Source organism: Halomonas cupida (assembly GCF_900142755.1).
Classification (GTDB): Bacteria; Pseudomonadota; Gammaproteobacteria; order Pseudomonadales; family Halomonadaceae; genus Halomonas; species Halomonas cupida.
Map to the genome: position 1 here is coordinate 769,907 of NZ_FRCA01000001.1, position 24,404 is coordinate 794,310.

The window sequence follows — 24,404 nt, forward strand, 5'->3', positions numbered from 1 at the left end:
GGATATCGCTACTGGGCTGTGACCAGCATGACACCTGCGAGCACTGCCGAGACCCACATCGCCGGTTTGATCTCACTGAACTTGCCCAGCGCCAGCTTGATCAGCACGAAGCTCATGAAGCCGAAGGCAATGCCCAGCGTGATCGAGTACGTCAGCGGCATCAGTATGATGGCGAGGAAGGCCGGAAACGCCTCCTCGAAGCGACTCCAATCGATGCGAGTCACCGGCGCCATCATGAACAGCCCCACCAGCACCAACGCAGGTGCAGTGGCGATGCCGGGTACCAGCGACAGCAGCGGTGACAGGAACAGGAACGGCAGGAACAGCAAGGCAATCACCACCGCAGTCAGGCCTGTACGCCCACCCTGGGCGACGCCTGCACCGGACTCAATGAAGGTCTGGGCGGCGCTGGTGCCCAGCGGAGCGGCGATCATCGAAGCGAAGGCATCTACGGTCATCGAGCGTTTGAGATTGCGCGGATTGCCGTTGGCATCCTTGAGGTTGGCCGACTCCGAGAGTGCCATGAAGCAGGACAGTGCATCGAAGAAGTTGGTGAACAACATCACGAAGATAAAGGGTAGATAGGCGACCTTGAGTGCGCCGAGAATATCGACCTTCCAGACCGCCGAGAAGTCCGGCAGTGCGGCCAGACCGTTCCAGGCCACCAACACATCCTCGCCCCACAGTCGTCCCATGGGGGCCGCCAGCAGAGTGGTTACGGCAATGCCCAGAATCAGGGCGCCGTTGTAACCACGAATTACCATCACCGCGGTGGCTACCAGACCGATGAAGAAGGTCACCAGGCTGGGATCCAGGTTGCCCAGACTGACCAGTGTGGCTGGATTGGCGACGATGAAGCCGGCGTTCTTCAACCCGATGAAGGTGATGAACAGACCGATACCGCAGGTGATCGCGTAACGCAGCGACGGCGGAATCGCCTCGATGATCGCTTCACGAACATTGAACATGGCCAGGATGGCGAACATCACACCGGACCAGAACACACAGCCCAGAGCGACTTCCCAGGAGAGGCCGGCCCCCAGTACCAGGGTATAGGTGAACAGCGCATTCATGCCCATGCCCGGAGCCACCAGAATCGGATTTCTGGCGTAGAGCCCCATGGCAAGGCTACTCAGGAAACTGATCACCACAGTGGCCGAGAGCGCCGCGGAGAAGGGGATTCCAGCATCGGACAGGATCGCCGGATTGACCACGATGATATACATCCCGGCGAGGAAGGTGGCGATGCCGGCCAGGACTTCGGTCTTCACTGAAGAGCCACGGCGGCTGACGTTGAAGTAGCGGTCGAGCCAGCCGGGCGAGGGCGAGGGCGAGGGTGACTCGTTGGCCGACGCAGAAGACTGCGTTGCGTACGAGCTCGAGCTCTGTGTCATGGCGGGGTTCTCTTGTCATTGTCATGGAACGGAAGAAAAACCTGACCTTTTGGTCAGCATTCGGCAGCGTAGACAATAACGCCCATAAAAGGCAACAAACGATAGGGCAATATGTATACAAAGTAGTAGATGGCGTATACCCGACTCGCGCTGGAGGTTGGCCTCCGAGCCGTGACCCTGCGTGGTATGATTCCCGCCATCACGATGCCCCGAATCTGCGGGGGCTGCCGTGACCTGAAATTGCCTCTTGCCCGACTTTTTTCCGGATGCTGTATGGATCTGCCTGCCGACGTTCACAACGAATCTCACTTGCCTATCGAGTCCCGCCTGCCGGCGCTGAGCGATGCTCTGGCACACAGTAGCCGCGTCATGCTGGTGGCCGAGCCCGGTGCCGGCAAGACCACCCGGGTGCCTCTGGCATTGCTGGACAGCGACTGGTGCCGCGGCGAGAACGGCAAGGGGCGCTTGCTGCTGCTGGAGCCTCGTCGAGTGGCGGCGCGTCTGGCGGCAGGCCACATGGCCGCGCAACTGGGTGAGGAGGTTGGTGGGCGTGTCGGTTATCGCATGCGTGGAGAAAGTCGCGTCAGCGGGGATACTCGGCTGGAAGTGGTCACTCAGGGCGTGTTGACACGCATGTTGCAGGACGACCCGATGCTGGAAGGGGTGACCGGAATCATCTTCGATGAATTCCATGAGCGCAGTCTTGAGGCCGATCTTGGCCTGGCGTTGGCACTGGATGTCCAGCAGGGCCTGCGGGAGGATCTGCGCCTGCTGGTGATGTCGGCGACCCTGGATGTCGTGGCCGTCAAGTCAGTGCTCGGAGAGGCGACACCCTTGATCGAGTGCCCCGGTCGCCAGTTTCCTGTTGAAACCCACTATCGGCCTCAGCGCAGCCGTGTCGAGGCTGCAGAACACCAGACACGTGTGGTGACGGAAGCGCTCGCCCACGATGGCGATGTGTTGGTGATTCTGCCCGGTGTGGCAGAGATTGAGCGACTTCAACGCACCTTGAATCAACAACATCCAGAGCTGACCGTGCTGCCACTGCATGGGCGAATGACACTGGATGCCCAGCGACGTGCTCTGCGTCCGCTGGAGAAGAGGGCAGCAGACGGGAAGGGGCAGCGAAAGGTTGTATTGGCCACCGCCATTGCCGAATCCAGCGTGACGGTGGACGGTGTGCGTACGGTCATCGATGCCGGATTTGAGCGGGTGCCTGTCTTCCAACCCCGCAGCGGTATGACCCGTCTTGAAACCCGTCGTGTCAATCGCGCCAGTGCCGATCAGCGTCGCGGACGAGCCGGCCGTCAGGCGGAAGGCTACTGCTACCGGCTGTGGGCCGAGGAGCAGCCGCTGATTCCTCACGGTGAGCCGGAGATCCGCCAGGCGGATCTGGCTTCACTGGCCTTTGAGCTGGCGCGCTGGGGGGTTGCCGATCCCGGTATGCTGAGCTGGGTCACCGCGCCGGCACCGGCTGCCTGGCAGGTGGCAAGGCAGCAGTTGCAGAGACTCGGGCTGGTCAATGCCGACGGTGGTCTCAGCCGCCTCGGTCGCAGTGCAGGCCGCTGGCCGACCTCACCACCTGTTGCCGTGATGCTGGAACGAGCCCTTGAGCAGAGCCGTGAAGCGCTTGTCACAGCCTGCGGGATTGCCGCCTGGTTGGAAGGTCGCAGTGACGGGAGCTCCCGTGACCTGGACAGCTGCCTCGCCGAGCTGTGGTTGTGGCATGAGAAGGGACAGGCGCGGGAGCGAGCGGGGCAATGGTGGCGTGACCTGAAGCGACTGGCACGTGTCGTGGGTCGCGACCTCTCCAGCCGTGGACAGTTGCCATCGGCGCCGTTGTTGATGCATGCCTGGCCCGAGCGTGTTGCCCAGCGCGTGGCACCAGGACGCTTTCGCCTGGCAGGTGGCGGTATGGCTCGACTCCCCGAGAATCTGCCGCTGGCCCATGCCGATCTGCTGTTGGTGGTGGACACCGACGGCGACCCTCGGGAGGCCATGATTCGGCGTGCTGCGCGTCTTGAGCTCGCCGATCTCCAGGCGGCCTTCCCCGAGACCCTGGAGTGGCGCGAAAGCGTGGAATGGTGTGATCAGCAGAAACGACTGATTGGCGAACGGGTGCGTGGGCTTGGTGCCGTGGTTCTCGAACGGCGCCCTCTGGAGGGGCCTCCCAGCGCCGAGGCTCGCCGCGGGGCCCTGGTGCAGGCGCTGGTACGCGAGCCACGACTGCCTCTGGATTCGTCAGCCGAAATGCTACGCGCGCGAGTACAGTTGTTGCGCGCCGAACATGATGAACGCTGGCCTGACCTGACCGACGATGGGCTACGCGCACAGCTGGATGAGTGGCTGGGCCCGCATCTGGAGAACCTGTCGCGGTTTGACCAGTTGCGGGACTTGCCGTGGACGGAACTGTTGCGCCAATTGATCCCCTGGCAACTGGTCTCTCGCCTCGATGAATTGGCACCGCTCCGCATGACGTTGCCCAGTGGTGATAGCGCGGCGTTGCGTTATGACATCGAAGCGGTCACGGAGAGTGGAGAAGCCAGCCTGGAACAGGGCCAAGAGCAGGGCAGGACCCGGGTGGTACCGGTACTGGCGGCCAAGTTGCAGGCCCTGCTGGGATGGCGGGAAACACCACGTATCGTCGACGGGCGCGTCGCAGTACGTGTAGAACTGCTGTCACCGGCGCGGCGTCCTCTGGCGCGAACCATGGATCTGGAAAGCTTCTGGCGCAATGTCTACCCGGAGGTTCGCAAGGAGATGCGCGGCCGTTACGCGAAGCACCCCTGGCCGGAAGACCCGTTGACCGCCACGCCGACCATGCGCACCAAAGGCCGCGGGCGTTGACAGGTGCTGATGCCGGCGCCACCATCTCGCGTCCCGGCCCCGCCTGGCAGATGCCGAACACCCATTGCTTAACTGTCTGTTTTCATTCGTCAGGTGGGAGCGTTACCCTCAGTCCTTTTCCATATCGGGAATGTCATGCTTGAAGCACTGCTGAACACCCTTGATCGTGACGCCAGACAGCAGGAAACCTGGGGTACCGTGGCCAGTTATATTCCCGAGCTGGCCGCTGTCGACCCTGCGCAGTTTGCCATCAGTGTCTGTACGGTGGATGGACAGGAGTATCATGCCGGCGACTATCAGGTGCCGTTTTCGATCCAGAGTGTCTCCAAGGTCTTCACCCTGGCGCTGGCGCTGGGGCGCCTGGGTGATGGGCTCTGGGATCGTGTGGGACGTGAGCCGTCCGGCCGGGCCTTCAACTCCATTGTGCAATTGGAAGTCGAGGAAGGAATTCCGCGCAATCCCTTCATCAATGCTGGTGCCATCGTCACCACTGATGCGGTGCTTGGGCGTCAGGCGCCTCGCGATACTCTGGGCGAGATTCTCAGTTTCCTCCGCGAGGCCGCCGGTGACACCAACATCCACATCAACCGCCATGTGGCGCGTTCGGAACAGAAGACCGGTGATCGCAACTACTCACTGGCCTATTTCCTGAAGTCCTGCGGTAATCTCTCCAACGACTGTGATCGTGTGCTGGGGACCTATTTTCACCATTGCGCCATCGAGATGACCACGGTGCAACTGGCCCGGGCGGCACGGTTTCTGTGTGGTGGTTTCAGCCACCAACGGCTGATTGGTATCGAACGGGTGCGTTCCATCAACGCGCTGATGATGACCTGTGGCCACTACGACGGGTCGGGAGACTTTGCCTACCGGGTGGGGTTCCCCGGCAAGAGTGGAGTTGGAGGAGGCATCATGGCAGTAGTGCCCAATGTGGCCTCGATCGCAGTCTGGTCACCAGGGCTGGATCGCTACGGTAACTCGCTGCAGGGCACGGCTGCGCTGGCGCGGCTTTCCCGCGAAACCGGTTGGTCCGTATTTGCCTGAAATAGGTGCCTGAAATAGGTGCCTGAAATAGGTGCCTGAAATAGGTGCCTGAAATACGTACTTGAGGAGCGAAGGGGCGCTAGCCTGATGAATGATACAAGTCGAAAGCCCTGTCCCTGTGGAAGCGGAATGGCGTTGGCCGATTGCTGCCAACCGCTCCACGATGGTGCGGTGGCAGGCACACCCGAAGCCTTGATGCGTTCGCGGTATAGCGCTTTCGCGTTGGGCCGTCACAATTACCTGCTCAACAGTTGGCACTCGACAACGCGCCCTGCGGAATTGAACGCCGATGATACCCACTGGGTACGTCTGGAGATCGTCGACCATGGTGTTGATGAAAGTGATGGCGAGCCCCGCGGCCATGTCCACTTTCGCGCCTTCTTTTGTGAAGGACTTGAGGGGCGTGAAGGACGAGCGGGACGAAGTCGCTGGGGTATGCTGGAAGAGCGTTCACGCTTTCTGCGCGAACAGGGCCACTGGCGTTATGTCGATGGTCAGCCTCGGGTCAGCAGACTCAAGCCCGGGCGCAATGATGCCTGCCCCTGCGGCAGTGGACGCAAGTTGAAGCAGTGCTGTGGCAACTGAAGCTCCGAGATTTCCGACCGAATGGTGAGACCCATGGCCAATGCCCCGACCGACGATCGCCGCCTGTTCAGCCCGTCGACCGCACGCAATCGAGAGCCGATTCATGCTGTGCTGGAAGCGTCTCTGGTATCTTCAGCGCGAGTGCTGGAACTGGCCAGCGGCAGCGGTGAACATGCCGTCTATATGGCCGAGCGACACCCTGATTGGCGATGGCAACCCAGCGACGTCGATGATGACGCCATCCAGTCGATGGAAGCCTGGCGACGCCATACCGGCCTGAACAATATGCTCGCCCCTCAACGTCGCGACCTGTTGGAGGCTTGGGTTGATAAGGGGCAGGTTGAGGATAGCCAGGCCGACAACATTGACTCTGACAAACCCTGGGACGCCATGGTGGCCATCAACCTTGTCCATATCTCACCCTGGGCGGTCACCGAGCGCCTGATGCTCGCCGCCCAGCGGCACCTGGTCAGCGGTGGTGTGCTATTCCTCTACGGCCCGTACCGCAGGGGTGGTGAGCACACCGCACCGAGCAATGCTCAATTCGATGCCTGGCTCAAGGCGAGAGACCCTCGCTGGGGTGTTCGCGACCTTGAGCAGGTCGTCGCGGAAGCCGCCGACAACGGACTGACGCTCCAGAGTGTCGAGCAACTGCCTGCCAATAACCTTGCTGTTGTCTTTCGCCGCGCCTGACCTCCTGCGGCACGTGGCTGAGCCGACTTTTCGACGCCAGTGGATGTTCGAAGTGATTCAGTCGGCTCAGCTCTGGCCGAGTAACCAGCGCCGATAATCCTCCAGTCCCTCCCGAATATCGGCGTAGCGGGGAGTGAAGCCCAGATCATCACGCGCGCGCTGGATGTCCAGCGGTGCACCGCGAACGACAAAAGGTCCGGGGCCCAACTGCATGTCGCTATCGTAGCCGAGCTGTTCACTGACCAACTCGACGATTCGCTGATGACTCACGGCAACACCGCAGGAGATGTTGTAGTGGCGGTGAGGCACTGCGGGAGTGTCGAACAGGCGGACAATGCCCTGAGCGGTATCCTCGACGTGAGTCCAGTCGGTGATCTGATCGCGGCCATTGGCCGCATGCACTCCTTTCAGTCCTTCCAATGGTCCGAACATGGCCTGGTAGACCGCGTGCATATGGGATGGCTTCTTGCCGGGCCCATAGACAAAGAACAGGCGAGCCTGGCGGATGTCCATGTCATAGGTCTCGCTGTACTGGTCACCATAGAGCTCACCGGAGATCTTGGTGGCACCGTACAGATCGGTCGCCTTGTAGGGTGTTGTCTCGTGAAGCTGGCCGCTGGCATCACCGTAGACGGCACCTGAGCTCATGTTGACGATGCGTTTGATGCCAAGCAATCGGCAGGTTTCATAGACATTGAGCGTGCCCATGGCGTTGATCGAGAGATGCCGAAAGGGGCGTGTCTTGAAGGTTGGCCCAGCGATCACCGACACACCATGGATGACCCCCTCCAGCTCATCCTGGTAACGCAGGAAGGTCTCGAACAGGGTGTGAGTATCAAGCACGTCGACGGATTCGAGCACGATGTTGTCGCGGACTTCTTCCAGATAGTCGAGGCCCATGCGGTCGAAGTGGGCGGCCGCCATATCACAGATGATGACCTTGCGGCCTGCTCGTGCAAGGTGTGTGGCGACCCAGGAACCTACGTGGCCGAGGCCACCAGTGATCAATACGGCCATGTGTTGTCTCCTTGCCGGTTTTCGGTAGGGATGAGGCTGGCTGGTGCCTGGGCGACAGCGCAGCGGAAAAGGTTCAGTTGAGCAGCAGGTTGGGCAGGAACATCACGATGGATGGGAACAGGGTGATGACCAGCATGACCAACACCAGCGGGATGTAGAACGGTAGGGTGGCGCGCACCAGGCTCGAGAATGAGATATCGGTGATCTTCTGGATCGCGAACAGCACGGTGCCCACCGGTGGTGTTATCAAACCGATCATCAGGTTGAAGATCATCAGTACGCCAAAATGCACGGGGTCGATACCGTACTGCACCACTACTGGCACCAGCAGCGGTGTCAGCAGAAAGAGTGCCGGAATCGAATCGATGAACAGGCCGATCAGCAGGATAAACAGGCTCAGCAGCAGCAACAGGATCATTGGCTCGGTGACCGTCGCCAGGAGAAAATCCGCCACCAGCGCAGTCACCTGGTAACGCGCCAGAATCCAGCTGTAGAGCGCACTGCCGGCGATGATCAACAACAGCGACGAGGTGTCGATAGCAGTATCGCGCAGGATCTTGCCGAACTCCCGCAGCGTGATTGAGCGGTAGACACAGAATGAAATGCCCAGGCAATAGAGCAGGGCCACGACAGACGCTTCTGTCGGCGTGAACAAGCCAGACAGGATGCCGACCAGAATGATCACCGGAGTGAGCATGGGCAGGAAGCCCCGTGCCAGAGCGTGACCGAATTCGGCGAAGGTTGCGCGTGCTCGGGTCGGATAGCCGCGTCGATGGGAAATGATCGCCACCATCGCCATCAGGCCAAGGCCCATGAACACACCGGGCAGGATCGATCCCAGAAAGATGGCGGCAATCGAGGTATTGGCCAGCGCACCGTAGATCACGGCAGGAATGCTGGGTGGAATAATCGGGCCGATGGTGGCGGAGCTTGCGGTAACGGCAGCACTGAAGTCCTCAGGGTAGCCATCGTCCTTCATCGCCTTGATCTCGACCGCTCCCAGTCCCCCCGCGTCGGCTACTGCAGATCCGGACATGCCGGCAAACAGCATACTGGCCAATACATTGACGTGTCCCAGACCACCCTTGAGATGTCCCACTGCACAGCGCGCTACATCAAAGACGCGATCGGAAATTCCAGCAGAATTCATCAGTCTGCCGATCAGCAGGAAGGCGGGTATCGCCAGCAGAGTGAAGCTGTTGACGCCGTAAAGCGTGCGCTGGGCAATCATCTCCAGAGGGATCTCGGTGAAGCCTCTTGTCCAGGCAAGCACGATGGCCGAGGAGGCGATCATGGCAAAGGCGACGGGAACCCCCAGCATCAACAGGACAATCAGCCCGACGAACATGATGGCGAATATTTCCATGGTCATTCACTCCGCGAGGCGCGATCTGTCAGTAATGTCCTGCTGGGTTTGCCGAGCAGGCGTGCAATGAGACTCTCCACCAGCATCGCGACCATCAGAGCTGCGGCCAGGAGTTGCATCAGGTACAGCCAGGCAAAGCTCATGTCGAATGTGCTGGCGAACACACCAGCGGTGCGGCCCATCATGTTGAAGGCACCACCCATGATCATCAGCAGCACCAGGATGCTGATCAGGTCGGCGATGACAGCGGCTGCTTGTTGCAGGGATGGCGGCAACAGGTCGGTAACGACGGTGATGCGAATATGCTCCTGATAGCGCAGAGCAAGTACCGAGCCCAGAAAGATCTCGGTCAGGAACAGATAGCGGGAGACTTCATCTGTCCAGGGAACGGCGATGCCCAACGCATAACGTGAGATCACCTGAATCGCCATGACCACCAGCATCATGGTAAATGCGGCCACCACAATGATTGTCAGTAGACGCCAGAGAGTCTGGAAGATGCGGGCAGCAGGAGAGAGCGGCAGCGTCATGATTGAAGCTCCGGGTGATGTCTGCAACAGCGCGTGATATTCAGGGCGGGCGGATGGCGTCCGCCCTGAATGATGGAAAGGTCAGAAGCTACTCGATCAGTGACATGACATAGTCACGTACTGCAGGGTCATAGCCTTTTGCCACTTCCTCTATGGCCGGGCGGGCGGCGGTACGGAAGGCATCCACATCCGGTTCGATGATTTCCATGCCTTCCGCCTCGAGCTGGGCGTAGATTTCCTGTTGGCCCTGTTCGACCATTTCATCACCCCACTGGGTGGCTTCGTCGATGGCGTCAAGCACGATCTGGCGATGCTCGTCCGAGAGACTTTGATAGAAATCCTCGTTCATCAGCCAGTGGAAAAAGGAGTACACGTGCTGGGTGCGATTGATGTAGTCCTGGACTTCATAGAGCTTGCCGGCCTGAATCAGGTCGACCGGGTTTTCCTGCATATCGATGACCCCCGTCTGCAGCGAGGTGTAGACCTCCGGCCAGGCGATCGGGCTGGGCAGGGCACCGATCTGTTCCCAGATGGTGACCCAGGGAGCGATTTCCGGAACACGCAGGCGTACTTCACTGACGTCTGCCGGACTCTGTACCGGTTCCTTTGATGTCAGGTTGCGAGGATTACGTGTCGAGAGGCCAACCAGACGCATATTACCGTTGGCGATCAAGTTCTGGTTGAGTGCTTCGCCGGTTTCACCTTCATAGACCTTGCGTGCCTCGTCGCTGGAGCTGTAGACGAACGGCAGGTCTGCAGCGGCAAACTGAGGTGCGTATAGCGTCATCGGCATGGAACCACCCAGTGCGATGGCATATTCGCCATAGCTGGCACCCTCCAGGTGATCACGCTCACCTCCGACCTCGGTGCCCAGTAGCGTGACGGTAATCTCTCCGTCAGTTTGATCCTCGATGGCTGTCTTCAAGCGCTCGCCGACCTTGAACATGGCGTGGGAAGGGTCGACGTGAATGGCGATGGCCAACTCCTCTGCGTCAGCATGGACGCTGGTACCGAGGGACATCAGGCCAGTGAGGGCAAGAGCGGATACAAGGCGTGTTTTCATTGTTGTCTCCCAATCGCGGGATGGAGTGTCCGGCCCATGGTGCGGGCCATGGGTAGGCACAATCTGGCGGTGATGGCTGGAACTGGGCAGGCAGTACACCTTGTATATTCCAACGGATCACCATCGCTTCGATGAAAAGCTAGCAGGGGATTTATGGTAGCGCTACCATTTCGATGGTAGCGCTACCACTACTTTGGTATTGGGTTACACTGGCGGCATACAGCCGAGGCATCATGGCCGGCCCAACGTAGACAGGGGAATGAGTATCCATGGACGACAGGTCGTCAGGTAACGAGCCGCGGGGGCGCAAGCGTCATCGTGCCGGGGGACGAGTCACCTTGAGTGATGTGGCACGAGAAGCAGGCGTTGCGCCAATTACGGTATCGCGGGCATTGAACACTCCCCAGCGAGTATCGGATCGGGTCAGGGCGAGGATTGATGCCGCGGTCGAGACATTGGGCTACGTGCCCAACCTGATTGCTGGGGGGTTGGCCTCTGCGGGAACCAGAGTCATTCCGGTGATCGTACCTTCGCTGTCGATTCTGACCTTTATCGAGGTCGTGCATGGCATTCAGCAGACCCTGGAAAGGGCGGGCTATCAGATGCTGCTTGCCTCCACGGATTTCGACCTTGACCGTGAGGCTCAACTGGTCAATACGGTGCTTGGCTATTCACCTTCCGGGGTGATTCTCACCGGACTGCGCCATCGGCCGGCAGTGGGAGAGCGTCTCAGGGAGTGGGGGCGGCCTGTGGTCGAGATCATGGAGCACGGAGACAATTGCATCGACATGAGTGTAGGGGTGGACGGCCACGCTCTGGGCCGCTTCATGGCGGATTATCTCGTTGGCAGGGGCTATCGCCGCATGCTGTTTGCCGGTTCCAACATGGAGCGGGACTATAGGGCTCGTCAGCGCTGGGAGGGCTTCCGTGACCAACTGGCCACGCATGCACTCAAGGCAGATCTATTGGAGTACGCTGAAGCGGCCTCGTATCGAGTCGGTGTGGAGGCGCTGGATGCTGCTCTTGCGTTGCCCGAGCCTCCGGATGCCATCCACTTCTCCAATGACATCCTGGCCACAGGCGCCTTGCTGGAGGCCCAACGCAGGGGAGTGAAGGTTCCTCAGCAGATTGCCATCACTGGCTATCTGGGCCTGGAGCTGGGGGAGTTTCTCAATCCGTCGCTGACGACTCTATCGGTGGCGAGAACACAGATGGGTGTGGAGGCCGCCTCGATGCTGCTGGCCCGACTGGATGGAGAGCAGCCGGAACCAGTGCAGCGTGATATCGGCTATGCCCTGATCGAAAGAGGCAGTGCCTGATTGCCGGCCTACTCAGGAATCTCGCCGGGTTCTCGGTACTGTACGCCTTCTGCCTGGCGCTCCTGCTGGGTTTTTGTCTCATCCTCGGTGGGAACGCCCCACACGGTTTCCTTGCGGCCATCATCCCAGGTGTAGGTTGTACAGGCACTCAGGGTCGTGGCCATCAGAAGGGCGGCCAGGGGTAGCGCGTAGGCGCGGCGCGCCGGTTGATGAGACGCGGTCGGACAGAAAGTGGGGTGCTGTGGCATGGAGAGCTCTCTACTCAAGGCGATCATGACGGCGAGAGTTGATCCCTCGCGCCGTCATGATGCCGTTCTGCCCGGCTTCTGTGCAATGGGCGGTCTACAGATGCCCGGGGTTATGAAGCTCGCGTTGGTCGGCGGGCGGCGGACTCCACTGATACAGCCAGGTTTCGGTCAGCGGAGTACCCTCAGCGTCGCGCAGGTAGAGGCGCAGGTCGATGGGATCAGTACTGTCGTCGGGCGGAACGACATCGAACATGGCACGGTAGCCCTGAATTGCCTCCAGGGGGCGTGCGGAGGTGATCTCGATACGACCGCGACTGACCTCGATGACCGCCTCGATCTCGCCTTCGGCAGGGGGCTCTTCGAACGGGAAGGGGCCACCGCGGAAATCCACGGCGAATCGCCAGCTGAAGTACTCACGTCGTTGGCCAACCACGCCGCCCAGACCGGTGCGCGTTGCCACGCAGCGAGCCAGGCTCGGTTGCTGGGGAGGCAGGCCGTACCAGCTCAGTCGCCAGGCATAGAGGTACTCCTGGCCGGGTTGGAGCGGGTCGACGGGGTGCCAGTAGGAGACGATATTATCGAAGGTCTCATCCATGGCAGGAATCTCGACCAGGTCAACAGTGCCTTCACCCCAGTCGCCCCGCGGCTCTACCCAGACGCTCGGGCGTCGATCATAGAAGACGCCATCATCTTGATAGTGGTCAAAATCATGGTCGCGCTGCACCAGGCCGAAGCCCTTTGGCGAAGTGGTGGCAAAGGCGTTGTAGCGTAGCTGAGGCGGGTTGACCAGTGGGCGCCACAGCCACTCGTCCTCGCCACTGTGGATCGCCAGACCATCCGAGTCGTGGATCTCCGGACGCCAGTCGTAGTTGACCTCCTTATCATTCTCACCGACCAGATACATGCTGGTCAGCGGAGCCACGCCGACCCGTGAGATCTCCTGACGAGGATAGAGGGCGCTATCGATATCCATGGTCACGCCTTCCACGTCCTTTGCAATCTCGAAGCGATAAGCACCGGTGACACTGGACGACTCTAGCAGGGCATGAACGATCACCATCGAGCGATCATCGATCTGCTCCAGCCAGAAGCGGGTGAATACCGGGAACTCTTCTTCACTGTCCGGGGCGGCGGTATCAATAGCGAGACCGCGTGCCGACAAGCCGTATTGCATGGACTGGCTGACCGCACGGAAATAGCTGGCGCCGAGAAAGGAGGCAATGTCGCGTTGCCAGTCGCTCTCGTGGTGGAGACGGAAGCCGGCGAAGCCCAGTCGTTCGGAGAGCTGTGAGGCGTCGAGGTCAGTCTCCTCGAGGTTGAACATCGCGGGATCATAGGCGATCTCGCGAGCTTCGCCTTCGCTGACTTGATAGATGCGTACCGGCGTGGTGAAGGTACGCCCGAGATGAAACATCTGGGCGCGGAAGGGGGATTTGCTGTCGCTCCACAGAGCATGGTCGGGGCGATAGGTAATGGCCTGGTAATCATCCCAGCTCAGCTTCTGCAACTGCTCCGGGATCTGCCCACTGTGATCCTGGTGGGGTTGTTCGGACAGGTGGCGAGCCAGGCCCTTGAGCCAGGCGTAATCGAAGGGTTTGGCGTCACCGGTGGTGATGACTCGGCCGTCCATTGCAGCCAATAGTGGTGAGATAGGCAGCAGACTGGCGCCGAGTACTGTTGCCGACTTGAGAAAATCGCGTCGTTTCATCTCCATCGTCCTTGTGGGGGCGTTCAGATGTTCATCAGTGCGACTGCTCGTATCGGCATAGGTTCAATGCCTATCAAGATGGATATTGTTAGCGTGCTAATAAGGTGGTAGTCTGCTTCATCCTTGTGCGCTCGACGCAGTGCAGCAAGTTGAATCATTTCAAGGATGTTCCTGCATGTCCCCTGATCAGCGTTTTGCGCTCCTGGTGCGAACGGCCATCGGGCTGTTCTGCGTATTGTTTGTCTATTTCCTGGTTGCCGATATCTGGATGCCGATGACACCAGAGGCGCGGGTGATGCGCCCCGTTGTACGTGTGGCACCTCAGGTCAGCGGGCCGGTCAGCGAGATGTCGCTGCACAACAATCAGAATGTACAGCGCGGTGAGCTGCTGTTTCGCATCGACGAGGCTCCCTTCGTACTGGCGCGCGACAAGGCGCGTCTTGAGCTCGAACAGGCTCGTCAGGACAACGCCAGTCTTGCCGCCAGCCTCGAGGCGGCGAGAGCAGAGGTCGAGGCGGCCCGAGCGCACGCCGACGAGTCCCGCCGTGAACGGGCGCGCGCCGAGAGCCTGATTTCCCGGAACAGTATCTCGCGCCAGCAATTGGATAGCCTGGTGGCGGCAGACCAGGCAGCTCAGGCAGAGCTGTTGGCCACCGAGGCCCAGGTCCGCCAACTCGAAGTGGAACTTGGTCAGGAAGGTGCTGCCAACCTGCGGTTGCGCCAGGCGCGTAATGCGCTCGCCCAGGCGGAACTGGATCTGGCCCATACCCGTATCAGAGCCGACCACGATGCGACCGTCAGCAACCTACAGCTGGAAACCGGTGACTTCGTGAGTCAAGGGCAGGCAGTATTGGCCATGGTGGTGGATTCCCTGGATCTCGTGGCCGATTTCCGAGAGAAGAGCCTGCGTCAGGTCAGCGAAGGCAATTCGGCGCTGGTGGTTTTCGATGGTATTCCCGGCAAGGTGTTTGACGCTCATGTGGTGTCGCGGGATGCCGGTGTCCAGGATGGCCAGTTGATTGCTGATGGTAGCCTCGCCGACATTCCGTCCACCGATCGCTGGGTACGAGATGCTCAACGCATTCGTATCCATCTCGAACTGGATGAAGCCTTGCCGAAAGATCTGCCGAGCGGGGCTCGGGCGACGGTTCAGTTGCTTCCCGGAGACAACTTCCTGGCGCATACCATGGGCGCCATGCAGGTGCGCTTGATGTCCTGGTTGCACTATGTCTACTGACCCTCGGTTATCCTCTGAGCCCCAACGGCCCAGCGCGTCACAGTCTGGCGGAACGCAGTCGCGGCTGAGCGCCAATGACCTTCGTCAGTGTCTGCGCATCGCCATTGGTGCCAGCATCGGCTTCCTGATCAGCAAGCTGATGGGCTGGAACTATGGGGTGTTCTTCACTGTGTTCCCGATGTTTCTGCTTGGCATGGTGCCAGTCATCAACATGCATGTCGTCCGCCAGTTCCTGGCCAATGCCTGCCTTAATATCGTCGAGGTCTCACTGGTGGTGGGGTTGACCCAGCATATGCCGGTGGTCATGACCGGGTTGGTATTCATGCTGTTCCTGTGGCGCTTCTCGCTGATGGCCAGTGGGCCGCTATTCCTGTTCGGGGCCAATGGGGTGCTGACGCTGAGCATCATGCTGCACTTTGCCAGCTATCCGGACCTTGACCTGTTCGATCTGCTGGCCAGCAATACCCTGGCCAGCGTACTGGCGGTGTTGATTGCCTTCCTGATGCATGGCCTGTTGCCGGATCGTTACCCGCGCCAACCCCCGCAACCGGTGGTCAAGTCGCGGGAACTCCGGCGCCACCAGACGCTGATCGGGGCCATCACCGCAACGTTGTCCTTCGTGGTCTTCCAGTCGCTGGATCTGCGTGACTCGCTGTCGGCCCAGATGGCGACCATCCTGATTCTCTTCGCGCTGGGTTATCACGGAGCGAGGGCCTCGGCACGCAAGAGGGCCATTGGTACGCTGCTGGGTTGTAATCTGGCTCTGGTGCTGCAGATGGTGCTGTTCACCCAGAGTGATCATCTGTTGCTGGTAATGGTCAGCTACTTCGGAGGTCTGTTGCTGTTTGCCCGCGAGCATATCCTGGAAGGTGGTGGATCCGGCGTGGGATTTGGAGGCATGACCACCCTGGGCATCCTGTTCGGCCAGTACCTCGGCCCCAATCAGGATCTGGTGCTCGATGCCCTGTATCGCTTCAGCTCGATGTGTGTGGCACTTCTTGCGACTCTGGTGGTTATGGCGGTGCTGCATCGCCTGCTGGACCGCTGGCCTGCGGTTTCCAGTCACGGGTAACGACCGGCCACAAGCTGGCCGGAATGGACGGGAGAGGGAGGCCGTGAGCAGGCGACAGTGGTTGCGCAATAGCTGCACAACATTGTCATCGGATGTCGCCGGTAGACCACATGGCAGGGCAGCCAGGCGTTGCTAGCATCGCTACAAACAAGCAAGCACCGGAGTCCCCATGCGCCTGTTACCGATTCTTCTGAGCGCGGCCCTCATCGTCACCCTGGCGGGGTGCAGCTACCATCCTGCACGTATCCATGGGCCCCATGGCGTTATCATCGACCGTGACCATGACCGTGACTACCGGCGGTATCGCGACCATGACAAGCGCTACGATCGCGACTGGGATCGCCGTCATGGGCACTACCGCTCCGAACGCCATGGACATCGGGGTTGGGACCGTGGTCGCGGCCGTGACTGGAAGCGCGACCGTCACCGTAGTCGTGGGCATCACCGAGGCCATCATCGCCATTGACCCGGCAAATTCTTGTGTTGGGTAAATGGCGGCACAGGGACGTGCCGCCGTCGGCCATCAGGTCGATGCAACCCCTGTGGTGCCCTGGCGCATGCCTGAGTTGAGGCGACGTGGCTATCCTTCGAGAGAGGCGGGTAATACCTCCGACAGCATTACCCGCAGCAGCAGATTTTGATCTATCCTGGTTCAATGAGTAATACCTGAAGTGGTGGCAATGCCGCTGTGTCTCCTTGCCTGGCAGGGAGACACAGCTTGAGGCCAGAATGTGGCGTCAACCACTGCTCTTGTCTTGTTCCTGGGGATCTTCATGAACCAGCTCGTACGCTCGACGCTGCTTGGTAGTCTGCTGTTGATCTCGCTGGCGCCTCATCTCGGTCTGGCTCAGGACACGCGGTCTGACGCCTCAACCGACAGTGTGGCAGGGACTGCCCCAGGCAATTCTTCTTCCGACTTTTCTTCCGGGACGGTACCGCCAGGACAGGCGGGCTGGCGCAGCAACTTCTTCGACGAAGTGGATGGGCAACTGGATATGTCCAACCTGCTCGCCAAGGGGGGATTTATTCCCATGCCAATCATCATTACCGAGCCCGCCGTGGATGACGGTCTGGGCATGGCGGCGTATTTCGTAGAGAACCCACCGCCAGGCTCGGATCTACCTCCGACTCGTACCATTCTTGGGGGAGCTGTGACCGGTAACGGTTCCTGGGGCGGAGGCATCATGCGTTCCGGCTCATTTGCCGGTGGGCGCTGGCTCTATGATGTTGCCGCTGCCACGGGGTTGGCCGTGCTCGACTTCCACCCCGGCAACCGGGATCTGGCGCTGCGTTACAACAACGATATCGATTACATCGGTGTGAAGACCCGCTACCGTTTCGGCGATAGTGGCTTCTCGCTGGGGCCTTCGCTGCGCTGGCGACGCAATGACATCAATCTGGATACCGAGGACCAGTTTCCGCGTATAGAGGAACTGGCCGAGCGCAAGATCGAACTTGTCTCTCTGGGTGTGGCGGGGCACTTCGACAATCGGGACAACCCTCTCACGCCCACTCGTGGACTCAATGTGGTTGCCGAGTTCCAGCGTTTCGACGAAGCCATCGGCAGCGATGCCGACTTCAATACCGCCTCGCTGTTCGGCGCCTGGTTCCACTCCCGGGACCAGTGGACATTCGCTGCCATGGCGGATGCTCAAGTGGCCTCGGAGGATGCTCCGTTCTTCATGCAGCCGGATATCAATATCCGTGGCCTGGCACGCAATCGCTACACCGGCGACGAGGTATTGTCCTCGGAAATCGAAATCAGAAGGCAGCTCACGCCTCGCTGGGCAGCAGTCGGCTTCGGAGGTTATGGCCGTGCCTTCGGCAATGACGACGCGGATGCTGCTACCTGGGGCGGTGGAGTGCGCTATCGTATTGCCCGCAAGCTGGGGCTGGATGTCGGGCTTGATTACGCTGTGGGGCCGGAGGAGGAAGTGGCCTACATCCAGTTCGGTCATGCCTGGGGCATGCAGATGGACTAATTGCTGTTCAATACCGTATGGCATGCAGATGCTCTTTGGAGGCTCCCGCTGCTGTTCAACACATGCATGGCATGCAGCACAGGCGGGTGCTATCGCGTATCATATCGGCCCCGTCCCGGTCTTGTTGTCCAGAACTCAGGCGTCGTGCAATGCATAACCTCTATATCCCCGTGGTACTGATTCTTCTCTCCATTGCGGCATTGTTCGGCTATGAGTACATGGCTGATAGCCATGTTGACGACGATATCCAACAGGCCATCAGCGCTGCCCTCGGCACCCCGAGCCAGATGACGTTGCTTGACCTGAGAGAGGTCAATACAGGCTATGGCGTCTGCGGCAGCTATCGGTTGGCCAGTGGGCAGGACGAGGTTGCGCCGTTCTTCTACAGCAAGGTGGATGACAATGCGGAGCTGGATGCCGAGTCGCGTCGCTATCGCATGAACTGTGGGGAGTGAAGGGCAGAATAGGGCAGCCGGTGGGTCGGACTGCCGCTGACTCCTTCACTCATGCTCGAGAATGTTGAGCAGCTTGCCGAATGGATCGCGGACGTAGAACCTGGCAAGAGTGAAATCACTGGACCACCCGAGCTTCTGGTTCTCCCAGAATGGCGGAGCCGTTGCCCAGCAGATGCTCGATACTGATTCCCATGGCAAGTAGGCGGGATTCCTGCATCGGACCGGCCATGACCTGCAGTCCGACCGGCATGTTCTCGGCATCTCGTCCCACCGGCAGGGTGAGGGCGCAGAGTCCCATGAAGTTGGCAATCATGGTGTTCTTCAACGCGGTCATATTGGCTTTGGCGTAGGCTCCCGCCGGCTCCAGACTGGTCAGTGCCGGTGGCGTAATGGCCACGGTCGGAGTCAGGACAGCATCCACGTGACGCAGTGCCTCGCAGGCATCGGTCGATAGTGCCGTGATCAACCTGCGACGGCGTATATATTCCGGGGCTGGCATCTGGTCAGCGACTCTGACGCGTGCTGCAACATTGGCATCGAGACGATCCACAGTGTCGGGAAGTTCGCTATTGAGGAACTCGGCCAGTTCCGCCGCAGCGAGCCCCCCTTCCTGAAATAGGGTCAGTGCCTCCCCGGTTCGGGGGATGTCGAGGGGCACCAGGCGGACTCCTGCGGCTTCCAACTGCCGGATAGCCTGTTGCACCGCTTCTGCAACGCCGGGACTGCAGTCATCCCAGAAATAACTATCGGGTACGCCAAGGGTGAGCGATGCGAGTGGTGGTGGCGAAAGCACTCTGTCCTCGTGGCCGGTCAGCCCCTGATCGAGGGCGTCGAAGGCGAACGCCAGATCGTCGACACAACGTGCCAACAGGCCCGGGGTATCCAGAGTGCTGGAGAGCGGTACGATACCGGCGGTGGGCCAGCGTCCTGCGGTGGTTTTCAGACCGGCAACACCGGTCATGGCAGCAGGTATTCGTACAGAGCCTGCGGTATCTGTGCCCAGCGCCAGGCTGGCTGTACCACCGATGAGTGAAACGCCTGCCCCGGAGCTGGAACCTCCTGGCGTGCGATGTACCGCAGTATCCCACGGGTTTCTCGGCGTACCCCAATGTGCATTGGTGCCGAGGCCGCCGAAAGCAAACTCCACGGTATGCGTCTTGCCCATGATACTGGGTAGCTGTGCCAGCAACTGGCGGATCAGAGGGCCCGAGTGTTCCCATGGCTGGCCGAGACGTCTGGATGATCCTGCGAAGGTAGGAAGCCCGCTGACCGCATAGATGTCCTTGATGGACACGGCCATCCCCATCAGTGGTCCGGTATCCGCGCCCTGGGTCAGCAACTCATCCACGCTCCGTGCCTGGACCATGGCCGCATCGCCATTCCAGGTCCGGTAGGCATGATCATGGTGACCTCGATACTGCCAGGCGGTCATGGCCGTCTCGACCAGTTGCACAGCATGTAATTGCCCGTTGCGCAGTTGCTGATATTGGGTGCGTAATGGTAGTGCAATGGGGGAGGCTGTCATGGGAAATGGCTCCTTGCAGGATTCCATGTGATTTACTGATGCAGTAGCTCGAAAGCGGTCTGGGCCAGCACACGTACCGCTGGAGCGGCGTCCTGTTCTTCCACATGTTCATCCGGATGGTGACTGAGGCCGTCGCGGCATGCGACGAACAGCATTGCGGAAGGGCACAGATGTGCAATATGAATCGCATCATGAAAGGCTCCGGATACCAGCCGTGGAGCACCGGGAGCGTATTGCTCAATGCTGCGTTCCAGGAGGCTGACGATGTCTTCATCAAAGGCGACCGGAGGAACACGTGAAGATACGTGTAGGGTCGCCTCGCAGCCTTCCCAGAGCTGCTGTGCCAGTTGCTGGAACTCCGCATCGATCACCGCGAGGGTCTCGGCTTTCGGGTGGCGGAGATCCACGCTGAAGGTGGCACGGTCAGCGATAGTGTTGACTGAACCTGGGGCAAGGGCAAACTTGCCAATGGTGAACCGTAGTTGATTGTCCTGATGCTGGACGGCAGTTCGTTCGATGACACTCTTCAGCTCGGAAATCAGGGTGTGGGCAGCCATCAGAGCGTCGTAGCGCATCTCCATCGGTGTAGTGCCAGCGTGATTGGCGACCCCGACCAGTTCGAAGCGATACCAGTTGACCCCCTGGATGCCACTGACCGCACATACAGGGAGACCACTAGCGTCCAGAATCGGCCCTTGTTCAATATGCACTTCGAGGTAGGCGTGCGGCGTGAAGGAATCAGGCCTGTCGATAGCGTTGGAGTCTCCCAGTACTGACAGGCAGTGGGCGAGGGCGTCACCGAATGTTGTTCCACTGTCGTCGCACAGGGGAAGAATTTCCTCCAACTCCCGCTTTCCGGCAAACCATGCAGAACCTGGTGTTCCGGGAGCGAAGCGGGCGCCTTCCTCATTGGTCCAACTGACGACCTCGATGGAACGTGGATGCGAAATATTCTGTTCATGCAGGGTGCGCAGTACGGCCAGGCCCGCAACCACTCCCAGGGTGCCATCGTAGGCACCACCACAGGGTTGGCTGTCGAGATGACTTCCAATCAGTAGTGGAGGCAGTTGCGGATCCAGTCCTTCGCGGCGTAGGTACACATTGCCAATGAGGTCGTAGAACGTCTGGCACCCCAACTTATGGCCTTCATCGATCAGCCACTGCCGTGCCCTGATATCGTTGTCGTCCAGCGCCAGCCTTCCCAGGCCGCCACCAGGGAGAGCGCCGATACAGACTTGATGTTGCAGATCGCGCCAGAAATGCTGGGTATCCACCTGACCGCCGAAGGTCTCGTCATTCTGCATCGGTCTGTTCTCAGTAGATCAGTGAGGGTAGCCAGTTACTCAACCAGGGAACATAGGTGATGACCACCAGCGCCACCAGCATCATCGCGATGAAGGGGAGGCAGGCTCGAAACACCTGTTGCAGCGACATTCGGGATATCGACATGGCAACAAAGAGGTTGAGACCGACGGGCGGGGTAATCATGCCGACCGAGAAGTTGACCAGGGTAATCACCCCGAAATGCACAGGGTCGACACCCACCTGAGCTGCAATAGGCTGTAGCAGGGGGGAAAGCACAATGATGGCGGAGGCGCTGTCGAGGAAGAAACCAGCAATGATCATGACGACGTTGAACAGTGCCATGACTTGAAGTGGATCGTCCGTGAGCGACAGGACCTGACTTGCCAGTTGAGTGGGCGTGCCGGTAATCGCCAGAAGCCAGGAAAAGGCCGACGCGCCCGCCGTAATCAACAGCAGGGTGGCTGAAGTCAGTCCCGAACTGCGCAATGTAGTGAGCAATTCAGGCCAGCGGATGGTGCGATATACCACCATGCCGATGAACAGGCCGTAGACACAGGCAACCGCTGCTGATTCCGTGGGGGTGAACACGCCACTATAGATGCCACCCAGCAGAATGAACGGCAGGCCGAGTCCCCAGGCGGCTGCCTTGAACGCCTGAATGATCTCGCGCAGTGTGGGGAAAGGGGCTCGCTCGTAACCCTTGATGGATGCATACACCATACAGTAGACAATCAGTAGTGTCGCAATCAGCACGGCTGGGAGAAGGCCTGCCGCGAATAGTTGCCCCACGGAAGTACCGGTCACCGAGCCATAGATGATCAGCGCAATACTCGGTGGAACAATGGGGCCCAGGGTGCCGGCAGTGGCGATCAGACCGATGGCAAACAGCTTGTTGTAGCCTGCCGCGACCAGTGCCGGGAACATGATCGAGCCGATCGCCACCACCGTGGCCGGACTGGAGCCGGAAATCGAACCGAAGAACAGGCACGACAGTACGGTAGCAGCGGCCAGGCCACCAGGCACCCAGCCTACCAGCGCCTTGGCGAGATTGATCAGGCGATCGGAGAGGCCGCCGATGCGCATCAACTCAGCGGCAAGGATGAAGAAGGGGATCGCCATCAGCGAGAAATTGTTCATCCCGGTGAACATGCGCATCGGTACGATAACTGGATTGGTGGAGCCGAAGAACTCGATGGCGACGAATACGGCAAGCGACAGGGCCGCGAAGATCGGCAGGCCCAGCAGCAGCACGGCGAAGAAAACGGGCAGAAGTGCCGTGATCATGGCAGTCTCCAGAAGTTAGACAAGCTTGTTCGCTTCGTCTGCGAGTTCGTCGGCATGGCGCCTGGGCGGATGTGACCAGGCGTCCTGAATCACTTTCAGGTAGCGAATGATCAGCAGTACACCGGAGACACCGATGGGGAGGTAGAACCAGGCCATGGGCAGGCGGAGCGCGGCGGTCAACTGGCCGCGTCCCAGGGTGTTGATGAATAGCTCAAAGCCGTACAACACCATGAACGCCGCGAACACGATGCCAAGTCCGGCCGAAACGAGGTGCAGCCAGCGATTGATCCTTGGCGAGACGATGGCATTGAGCACATCGACCGAGATATGGGCGCCATAGCGGACACCCATACTCGCACCGACAAAGCTCATGCAGATGATGGAATAGATCACGACTTCTTCGGCCCAGAACAGTGAGCTGTTGAAACCGTAGCGATAGACCACCTGGATGGCAGTGATGATGGTCGCGATCGACATGAACACGACCATCGCAGCCCCTTCCAGGCGATCAATCGCTGCATTGAGCGTCTTGATCATGGTGTCGAGGCCTCAGTGTTCAATACCGATGGCGTCATAGACCTTGTGCAGCAGGTCTGCTGTCACGATTTCGGTATATTCCTCATGTACCGGCATGCTGGCCTCGACAAAGGCCTGACGATTCTCTGGCGTGATGTCGTTGATGGCAATCTCGTCCTGGATTTCCTCGAGAATGGTGGTTTCATCTTCCTGTGTCAGACGCCGTGCTGTGTCACGGCCATTGTCGAAGGCCTCCTGCATGACCAGTTGAAGGTCTTCCGGCAATGACTCCCAGGCGTCACTGTTCATCACAGCAGCGTAGGCGTGATAGGCATGGTTGGTCAGTGACAGGTAGTCCTGAACTTCGTGGAAGCGCATCGTATAGATATTGGCCAGCGGGTTCTCCTGGCCCTCGACTACCCCCTGCTGAAGGCCGTTGTAGACCTCCGTGAAGGCCATGGCAGTGGCATTGGCACCATAGTTCTCATAGGTCGAAATGATGATGGGTGCCTGCATGGTACGCATGCGGATGGCTGTGAGGTCTTCGGGAGTCTCGATGGGGCGCACATTGTTGGTCATGTGCCGGAAGCCCGCACCCCAGAAATTGAAGGCATGCATGTTGTCGTCTTCGAGAGTATCGAGAATTTCGCGACCCACCTCACCATCCAGCACGGTCTCAACATCATCGTAGGAGGAGATCAGGAAGGGCAGGTCCAGTAGCTGCATACGTGGTTCAAAGTTTCCCAGCGTGGCGGTAGGCGGAATCCCGATATCCACCAGTCCCATCTGGACCTGCTCGATGATTTCTACATCGCCGCCGACCTGGGCGGCTGGCAGCACGTTGATGCTGATACGACCGCCGGACTGTTCCTCGACCTCCTTCTTGAAGGCAAGGGCCGCCTGGCCGTTCGGTGTCTCTTCAATCAGGACGTGGGCAAACGAGAAGTTGTAGTCGGCGGCCTGCGCCTGACCGAGGCCGATTGATGCCACCGCGATGGCGGTAACCAGAGATGCGCGAGTGAAGTGAGTTTTCATTGGAGCACCATATTGTTGAGTGTTATGTGGTTGGTGGTTGCTGCCTGTGCGTTGTTGTTGGTTGTTGGTTGTTGGTTGTTGGTTGTTGGTTGTTGGTTGTTGGTTGTTGCGATGTTGATTGCTGCGATGTTGATTGCTGCGATGTTGCAAGTGCGTTGGTTTATCTGGGCGACTCCACT

Annotated in this window: 23 protein-coding genes; 11 read left to right on the top strand and 12 right to left on the bottom strand. The window is 59.7% G+C overall.

The annotated features are described in order from the left end of the window. Positions 1-8: 8 nt before the first annotated feature. Positions 9-1,394 carry an NCS2 family permease gene (locus BUE38_RS03295; RefSeq protein ID WP_073433559.1) on the bottom strand — a complete coding sequence of 462 codons (1,386 nt, stop codon included), beginning with the start codon at positions 1,392-1,394 and terminating at the stop codon, positions 9-11. Positions 1,395-1,667: 273 nt separating this feature from the next. Here BUE38_RS03295 and hrpB point away from each other — a divergent pair, with 273 nt between their 5' ends. The 4 genes from hrpB to BUE38_RS03315 all read left to right on the top strand — a co-directional run bounded on the left by hrpB (position 1,668) and on the right by BUE38_RS03315 (position 6,563). After that, a complete protein-coding gene (gene hrpB, locus BUE38_RS03300) occupies positions 1,668-4,241 on the top strand; it encodes an ATP-dependent helicase HrpB (RefSeq protein ID WP_073433560.1) in 2,574 nt (857 codons plus the stop codon). 135 nt (positions 4,242-4,376) lie between these two features. Then, positions 4,377-5,285 carry a glutaminase gene (locus BUE38_RS03305; RefSeq protein WP_073433561.1) on the top strand — a complete coding sequence of 303 codons (909 nt, stop codon included), beginning with the start codon at positions 4,377-4,379 and terminating at the stop codon, positions 5,283-5,285. Between the two features lie 87 nt (positions 5,286-5,372). Continuing rightward, positions 5,373-5,870: a YchJ family protein gene (locus tag BUE38_RS03310; protein WP_073433562.1), complete on the top strand. Its 498-nt coding sequence runs from the start codon at positions 5,373-5,375 to the stop codon at positions 5,868-5,870. Between the two features lie 33 nt (positions 5,871-5,903). Further along, the gene (locus tag BUE38_RS03315) at positions 5,904-6,563 is read left to right on the top strand and encodes a DUF938 domain-containing protein (protein ID WP_073433563.1); all 660 of its coding nucleotides are present in this window, start codon (positions 5,904-5,906) and stop codon (positions 6,561-6,563) included. Positions 6,564-6,629: 66 nt separating this feature from the next. Here the strand turns inward: BUE38_RS03315 and BUE38_RS03320 are convergent, their stop codons facing one another. The 4 genes from BUE38_RS03320 to BUE38_RS03335 all read right to left on the bottom strand — a co-directional run bounded on the left by BUE38_RS03320 (position 6,630) and on the right by BUE38_RS03335 (position 10,539). Beyond that, complete coding sequence (locus BUE38_RS03320) at positions 6,630-7,580, bottom strand: NAD-dependent epimerase/dehydratase family protein (RefSeq protein ID WP_073433564.1); 951 nt, start codon at positions 7,578-7,580, stop codon at positions 6,630-6,632. Positions 7,581-7,653: 73 nt separating this feature from the next. Continuing rightward, complete coding sequence (locus BUE38_RS03325; RefSeq protein ID WP_073433783.1) at positions 7,654-8,946, bottom strand: TRAP transporter large permease; 1,293 nt, start codon at positions 8,944-8,946, stop codon at positions 7,654-7,656. Between the two features lie 2 nt (positions 8,947-8,948). Then, positions 8,949-9,476 (bottom strand): TRAP transporter small permease, encoded by a 528-nt coding sequence (locus tag BUE38_RS03330; RefSeq protein WP_073433565.1) that lies wholly within the window; start codon positions 9,474-9,476, stop codon positions 8,949-8,951. 88 nt (positions 9,477-9,564) lie between these two features. After that, positions 9,565-10,539, bottom strand: coding sequence for a TRAP transporter substrate-binding protein (locus BUE38_RS03335; RefSeq protein WP_073433566.1), 975 nt, complete (start codon positions 10,537-10,539; stop codon positions 9,565-9,567). Between the two features lie 269 nt (positions 10,540-10,808). Here BUE38_RS03335 and BUE38_RS03340 point away from each other — a divergent pair, with 269 nt between their 5' ends. Further along, entirely contained in the window at positions 10,809-11,858 is a 1,050-nt protein-coding gene (locus tag BUE38_RS03340) for a LacI family DNA-binding transcriptional regulator (RefSeq protein ID WP_073433567.1), read from the top strand. 8 nt (positions 11,859-11,866) lie between these two features. On the opposite strand, the gene BUE38_RS03345 is transcribed toward BUE38_RS03340, so the two are convergent. Beyond that, on the bottom strand, positions 11,867-12,106 hold the full coding sequence (locus BUE38_RS03345) for a hypothetical protein (protein ID WP_073433568.1): 240 nt from the start codon (positions 12,104-12,106) through the stop codon (positions 11,867-11,869). A 94-nt stretch (positions 12,107-12,200) separates the two neighbouring features. Beyond that, positions 12,201-13,814 (bottom strand): OpgD/OpgG family glucan biosynthesis protein, encoded by a 1,614-nt coding sequence (locus BUE38_RS03350; RefSeq protein ID WP_073433569.1) that lies wholly within the window; start codon positions 13,812-13,814, stop codon positions 12,201-12,203. A 175-nt stretch (positions 13,815-13,989) separates the two neighbouring features. Here BUE38_RS03350 and BUE38_RS03355 point away from each other — a divergent pair, with 175 nt between their 5' ends. From BUE38_RS03355 to BUE38_RS03375, 6 genes are all read left to right on the top strand, one after another. After that, complete coding sequence (locus BUE38_RS03355; RefSeq protein ID WP_073433570.1) at positions 13,990-15,051, top strand: HlyD family secretion protein; 1,062 nt, start codon at positions 13,990-13,992, stop codon at positions 15,049-15,051. After that, positions 15,041-16,123 carry a DUF2955 domain-containing protein gene (locus tag BUE38_RS03360; protein WP_084541682.1) on the top strand — a complete coding sequence of 361 codons (1,083 nt, stop codon included), beginning with the start codon at positions 15,041-15,043 and terminating at the stop codon, positions 16,121-16,123. The genes BUE38_RS03355 and BUE38_RS03360 overlap by 11 nt, the downstream gene beginning before the upstream one ends. A gap of 169 nt (positions 16,124-16,292) precedes the next feature. After that, complete coding sequence (locus BUE38_RS22320; RefSeq protein WP_143166175.1) at positions 16,293-16,589, top strand: hypothetical protein; 297 nt, start codon at positions 16,293-16,295, stop codon at positions 16,587-16,589. Between the two features lie 25 nt (positions 16,590-16,614). Beyond that, a complete protein-coding gene (locus BUE38_RS22855) occupies positions 16,615-16,764 on the top strand; it encodes a hypothetical protein (protein WP_159438844.1) in 150 nt (49 codons plus the stop codon). Positions 16,765-16,896: 132 nt separating this feature from the next. Next, on the top strand, positions 16,897-18,105 hold the full coding sequence (locus BUE38_RS03370; RefSeq protein ID WP_143166176.1) for a BamA/TamA family outer membrane protein: 1,209 nt from the start codon (positions 16,897-16,899) through the stop codon (positions 18,103-18,105). A 149-nt stretch (positions 18,106-18,254) separates the two neighbouring features. Further along, positions 18,255-18,560: a hypothetical protein gene (locus BUE38_RS03375; protein ID WP_073433573.1), complete on the top strand. Its 306-nt coding sequence runs from the start codon at positions 18,255-18,257 to the stop codon at positions 18,558-18,560. A 115-nt stretch (positions 18,561-18,675) separates the two neighbouring features. On the opposite strand, the gene BUE38_RS03380 is transcribed toward BUE38_RS03375, so the two are convergent. From BUE38_RS03380 to BUE38_RS03400, 5 genes are read right to left on the bottom strand one after another with little or no spacing between them, the layout of a single operon-like run. Further along, a complete protein-coding gene (locus tag BUE38_RS03380; RefSeq protein WP_073433574.1) occupies positions 18,676-20,085 on the bottom strand; it encodes an amidase in 1,410 nt (469 codons plus the stop codon). Positions 20,086-20,117: 32 nt separating this feature from the next. Next, positions 20,118-21,389 carry a M20 family metallo-hydrolase gene (locus BUE38_RS03385; protein ID WP_073433575.1) on the bottom strand — a complete coding sequence of 424 codons (1,272 nt, stop codon included), beginning with the start codon at positions 21,387-21,389 and terminating at the stop codon, positions 20,118-20,120. A gap of 10 nt (positions 21,390-21,399) precedes the next feature. After that, a complete protein-coding gene (locus BUE38_RS03390) occupies positions 21,400-22,674 on the bottom strand; it encodes a TRAP transporter large permease (RefSeq protein ID WP_073433576.1) in 1,275 nt (424 codons plus the stop codon). A 15-nt stretch (positions 22,675-22,689) separates the two neighbouring features. Beyond that, the gene (locus BUE38_RS03395; protein ID WP_073433577.1) at positions 22,690-23,211 is read right to left on the bottom strand and encodes a TRAP transporter small permease; all 522 of its coding nucleotides are present in this window, start codon (positions 23,209-23,211) and stop codon (positions 22,690-22,692) included. Positions 23,212-23,223: 12 nt separating this feature from the next. Next, entirely contained in the window at positions 23,224-24,225 is a 1,002-nt protein-coding gene (locus BUE38_RS03400) for a TRAP transporter substrate-binding protein (RefSeq protein WP_073433578.1), read from the bottom strand. Positions 24,226-24,404: the final 179 nt, after the last annotated feature.